The sequence below is a fragment of the Paenibacillus jamilae genome (assembly GCF_050482105.1).
In the GTDB taxonomy this organism is placed as follows: Bacteria; Bacillota; Bacilli; order Paenibacillales; family Paenibacillaceae; genus Paenibacillus; species Paenibacillus jamilae_B.
The window spans coordinates 1-6,130 of the sequence record NZ_JBCNHI010000068.1 but is presented as its reverse complement, the minus strand read 5'-3'; the positions used below and the strand labels follow the sequence as shown (position 1 = coordinate 6,130).

Genomic DNA, 6,130 nt, shown 5'->3' with positions numbered 1-6,130 from the left:
GCCACCGTCTCTCCATGGCAGCTTCTCTTCTGCCCGAGACGGCTCATACCTGCTCCAGCAAGCGATTTTCCGTTGACCGCGCTTATAACGAATCCATCCGTCTACCGGACTGCGGCTGTTTTCGTCCAGCTTCGCCTGTAGGCTTTCCGCAGATTCTCCCTGCTCCACTTCAATCAATTGCCCGATGAGTTTCGGATTTTCCAGTCGGGCGGTCTTCAGCAGACCCGAAAGTCCCGAAAAGAGCTGCCCTTCTCCAGCCGCCGTCACGACAAGCTGAACCAGTACCCTTCCCGCAGGCTTGTCTTTAAGCAGGCTTTGGATGCTGTCAAAGGCCTGAACTGCATAGGCCTGAAACCGTTCATCCACCCGACTCTTCCCGGATGAGAAGGCCAAGACCTGTGCCGCTCCGTTTACTCGCGCTTCAAGCTGTTCAGGCAAAGCCTCATCCGGCTCACACAGCAAGATAATACGGCGGTCATAGGCAGGGACTTCGACCTCCGGCGGTACGTTCTGCTCCTTCCAGACTGGCTCCAGCAGCAGGGTATGGCTAGCTGCAACAGCAGGTTTTGTCTCTGCTCTGGAAATCGTTGCTTTGGTTTCACGTTCTATCCCTATGCTCTTAGCGATTGGGTTTTCGTTCCCAGGCGCCCAATACCGCTCTTTTGCAAAAGGATAGGTCGGCAGTGAAATTCTGGAATGCGGTTCGTTTGAAAACAAACGCTCAAAGTCTAATGGATATCCCTGAACATATAAATCGGCAATTGTAGCTAGAAGCTCCAAATACTCGCGGGCATCACCTGCATTTTGGCAATTTTCGATACATTCATTCCCGTATCTTTTCAAGGACGTTTGAACGCGTTGGTCTTTTTCGTGTAGTTCAGAATAATAAACTTGAGAAGCACTGCCTTTTTCCAGCCACCTTTTAAGGGACATGACAAGCTCACCTTGATTGCGAGCAACACATGCAAGTCGATGATTGCAGTGCTTTCTCCCAAGCAGTAATGTAAAGCTCATGTTACCGCAGTCTGTCTCAGGCTCCTGCTCACAATATGCAATTAGCTGCTCTACCTGGCGGCGCAATTGTTGTGAAGTCCGGGCGGACAGCGGAATGAAATACCCCGGCTTTTCGGAATGTCTCCGTTTCGTATGTGGAGCCTCTTCGATGACCATGTGAGCATTCGTACCGCTGGCCCCAAAAGAGCTGACTGCAGCACAACGTCTGGCTTCAGGCTCAATCAGCCAATTTTGCAGTTGCGTATTGACATAAAAAGGACTATCCGCAAACTGAATATTGGAATTGCCTGATTGGAAATGAAGTGAAGGCGGAATCTGCTCATGCTTTAAAGACAATAACAACTTAATTACCCCTGTGATTCCTGCCGCAATTTGCGTATGACCGATATTTGTTTTAATGGACCCGATCGCGCAAAAATCTTTTTTGTCCGTATACTTTCTAAATGATCGCGTCAATGCCTGATATTCAATTGGATCTCCCAATTTGGTACCTGTCCCATGCGCTTCCACCAATTGGATTTGCTCAGGATGGATATGAAAAGTATCGTACACATATTGCTCCAGTCGCTCCTGAGACTTCTGGCTTGGTGCAGTAAGTCCATTCGTGGTACCGTCCTGATTGATTGCTGAGCCTAAAATCACCCCATAAATGTGGTCACCATCGGCAACTGCTTCGTCAAGCCGTTTGAGCACAACTGCGCCAACAGCCTCGCCCGGAACCATTCCGTCTGCTCTGTCATCAAAGGTATAACAGTGCCCACTGTGAGACAGCATTCCTGCCCTGTCACCGTATAAATAGCAACGAGGCGTCGTATGAATATACACCCCGCCAGCTAAAGCCATATCCGTTTCTCCAGACCATAAGCTTTGGCAAGCAAGATGGGTGGCAACTAGCGAACTCGAACAAGCTGTATCTACAGCTATCGCCGGCCCATGAAGATTCAAGTAGTAGGAAATTCTGGCGGGAATCACGGAGCCCATATGGCCCCACAGTGCTTGCGGAGGCAGGTCTTCACCCAGCAATCGCTGGTAATCGCCTTCAGCACAGCCTACATAAACTCCGCACCGACGCCCATCCATCCCTGCACCCGCATAGCCCGCATCCTCCAGAGCATGCCATGCTTCCTCGAGAAACAATCTCTGCTGCGGATCCATGTAAGTTGCTTCCAGTCCAGAAATATTGAAAAAAAGCGGATCGAACTTATCAATATCCTCTAAAAAACTCCCATAATTGCAGTAACTCGCGTTTTTTTGCTGATATTTCGAAAGATCCCAGCGAGTCACCTCTTTTACTAAATCATCGCCATTCTTAAGGTGATTCCAAAGCTCATCTACATTGTCAGACTCGGCAAACCGCCCGCTCATTCCAATAATCGCAATCGGCTCTCTTCCCGCTAAACCCTTACCTTTATTTTCCTGTTTTGGTCTCTCTGACTCAATGGATACACTTGCCGTCTGAACTGGATTAAACGTAAATTCCTTTTCCTTAGGCGCTTGGGTTTCACGGCTTGTATCTTTCCCATCCTCTATTGGATCAGCATTGTGTCCCAAGACTTGTAAAACGGTGTCGCCGAATTGGTTTAAAATGTATAACGTCAGTTGTTTTACCGAGCTGTAGTCAAAGATGTCTGTGGTCTGCAAATGAATGCCCAGCCCCTGATTGACATCCTGTACAAAGTTAACGCCAAGAATAGAATCCAAGCCATAATCTGCGAATGACTCTTGGACATCAATCATCGAAATGTCCACATTCAAGGCTTCTGCCAACTTCTCTACAATAAGCTCTCTGACATGCTCTTCAGCCATCTCATCAGTAACATCAGCAGCTGATAGAATCTCTGTGTCACGCTGTTTCAATGGAGGCTTGCCATGTTCAAGCTTCTGTTGATCCCGAAGCCTACCATCGCTTTCAGCTACAATAATTTGCTGGCCTACTTCATGCGCTTCCTGAGCGGGGAAGAAGACCGACCGGAACCCCTCGCTTTCCAATACTTCCTGCCAACGTTCAGGATATAAACCAGGAGAGCCTGGAATACGAAGCTCGGGGTCATTATAGAGCCACCATCCCTCTAATAGGCCAAAGGTTAGGTGGTTTAGCAGCGAGTTTCCGCTGATTTCATTAATTAGGATCAGGCCATTTTTTCGCAGCGTTGCTTTAACATTGCCTAACGTATGCCGAATATTTCTCGTAGCGTGCAGGACATTGGTTGCAATCGCAATATCATATCCGCCCAAATCGATATTTTGTCCAACAGCCGACTCTTCCACATTGAAAATTTCATAAGTCAGATAAGGATTTTGTGGACCATACTCTTTTTGGGCATGCAATAAAAATGCTCTGGATTTATCGGTATAGCAGTATTCATCAATATGCTCCTGGTAAGGTCTAAGCTTCTGGAAGAGCATCGCGCTGGTTCCTCCAGTGCCTGCACCAATTTCAATGATTCGAATTGATTCTGACGGGTTATGCTTAAGCCGTTCATTCAAGTAGGAAACTACAATATCCCCCAGCACTTCATTAAAGTAATCTGCTGCAGGGCTATTTTTATATATGCCTTCCACTAGCTTCATGGAGGACTGAGGAAAAATAATGTCGGTGGCTGGTATAATTCCGGTCAAAATTTCCGGCAGCTTGCGCAATGTTGATTCTACGAGCACAACCCAGGCTGAGAGATCCGGATTTTTCAGCCATTCCCCTTTCTTGAAGTCCCATTCCTTCCATACAGCTTGCAAATCCACTGAAGCGGTACCCGTTACGCTATAGGACTCTCCTTTACGATAAAAATACTGATTCCGTGTCAATACCTGTATGCTTTCTTCAAGCCAGCGATCGTATAAATCCAGCATTGCTGTTTTATTTTTAAAATCCTCAATCATAGCTTTCTTGTCCATACGTGCATAGGGGCATAATCCCATCAACTGCAAATAACCCCATAGCAGTCTACATAAGACATCATTCATTTCCTTCATCTGTAAGCCCCCTCATCCGATTAGTCCCTCGCGTCGCCTCATCCTGTTCCGAGTAAGCTTGGTTGTCGACCATAGTCGAAGGAATTCTTTCGTGTTCAGCCGCTAGATAAGAAGTATCTGGTATCTTCCTCAATTTGAGACTAGCGGAAATATGGCTCTGAATGTTCTGGATATACGAAGGAATAGCTTCGGAATAAGGATCGTCGCTTTCTGTTCTATTCGTTTGCGAAATATTTGCCACTACCGTAAACGTTTTTGGATCAACCGATAAATCCGTTGCCTTTTCAGATTTGGTAGATTCAATAGAAGACGACTTGGTTTTAATGTCCGTAATCCAATACCGCTCCCTTGTAAAAGGATAAGCTGGCAGGCTCATTCGCTGTGGCTTGGTATCTCCGTAAAGCATGCTCCAGTCCATCGTCAGTCCCTTCACCCACAGATCTACTATCTTCGCGTATTTCCGTTTCCCGATCCAGGCAGCGATCGTTTTCCCCATATCCTCATCTTCTACCAGTGCGGACAGCGCCTCTTTGTTTCGCTTGACCTGACCTCGGTACAGCTCGGAGATCCCGTCTTGACCTTTCAGGAATCCTTCCAGCTTGTCCACCAGTGCTGGCATCGATTCAGCAATTATCGCCAAACGCTCTTCCATCGCTTCGCGACCCACTTGAAGGGTGTAGGCTGCATCCGCCAGATTGCTGTCTGTGACCTCTCCTTTCTCGATCACGGACAGCAATCTCTTGACCTGCTGCTTCAGCCGTTCCTCATTTTTGGCCGACAATACGATAATCACAGGATGGTGCGCTGTCACACGAATGGGCATCTGCTCTTCCGGAATGTACTCCTCGATGATGACATGAGCATTGGCGCCTCCTGCTCCAAACGATGAGATTCCCGCCATCCTCGGATACTCCCGGGTCTCTCCATCGAGCTCAACCACCGGCCGCTTCCATTCCTCCAGCTCCTGCTGGACAATAAACGGCGTCTGCTCAAAAGGAATGTTCGGATTCAGCTCCTGGGCGTGCAGGCTAGGAACCAGCGTCCGGTTTTTCATCTGCAGGACAATTTTGCCAATCCCTGCGATGCCCGCTGCCGCCTCCAAATGTCCAATGTTGGATTTCACAGAGCCCACAGCGCAAAATCCCTGATCCGCCGTGTCCTTTCTGAAGGCCTGGGTCAAACCAGTCACTTCAATGGGATCTCCCAATTCTGTGCCGGTTCCGTGAGCTTCGATATAGCTGATGGTCCGGGCATGTACACCGGCGCGTTCCAGGGCCGATCGGATCAGCTCCCCTTGAGCGGTCGGATTGGGCACTGTATACCCGTTGGTTTTGCCTCCATGGTTGATGCTCGTTCCCCGGATGACCGCATGGATCGGGTCTCCATCTTCGATTGCCTTGGACAGTGGCTTCAATAGGACGACCCCCACACCTTCTCCCGGAACAAAGCCATTGCCTCCCTTTCCGAAGCTCTTGCACTGTCCGTCTATGGACAGCATCTGGTTGGCACAAAGTCCCACATAGCTCAGCGGATGCAGATACAGGTTTACCCCTCCTGCCATAGCCAGCTCGCATTCTCCGCGGTACAGATGCTCGCATGCTTCATGAATCGCGGTTAACGAGGACGAACACATCGTATCCACCGGCATGCTTGGTCCCTGCAAATTAAACAGGTACGATATCCGGTTGGCTACCGAGCTAAAGGATATTTGGGGAAATATTTTGGCTCCCATCTTCCATAATTCCGGCCCATAAAGCTCGTAGCCCGTTTTGGTAATCCCCGCAAACACACCTACCCGGCTGTTATGCCGTACCGCAAGCTGTTCCCTGGTATAGCCCGCGTCCTCCATCGCTTCCCAGCAGGCTTCAATAAACAGCCTTTCCTGAGGATCCATACTGAGGGCTTCACGCGGTGCAATATTAAAAAACAGGGGGTCGAAGTCCGCAAAGCCTTCGATAAAGCCACCCCACTTGCTGTAGCTTTTGCCATCAGCCACCGCTTCCTGCTTGTCAGGCTGGAAGAACCCTTCCAGCGACCAACGCTCTTGCGGGATCTCGCTGACACAATCCTTCCCTGCCTTAAGATTTTCCCAATATTCGTTCATATCTCTCGAACCTGGATACTTCCCTGCCATGCCAATGATCGC

At 49.0% G+C, this 6,130-nt stretch carries 2 protein-coding genes; both read right to left on the bottom strand.

Annotated features, from left to right (window positions below):
• On the bottom strand, positions 1 to 3,984 hold a 3,984-nt coding region (locus ABEW32_RS26315), incomplete at its 3' end, for a beta-ketoacyl synthase N-terminal-like domain-containing protein (protein ID WP_430193256.1).
• Positions 3,968 to 6,130 (bottom strand): type I polyketide synthase (locus ABEW32_RS26310; RefSeq protein ID WP_430193254.1); only part of this gene is annotated, 2,163 nt, incomplete at its 5' end. The genes ABEW32_RS26310 and ABEW32_RS26315, both read right to left, overlap by 17 nt.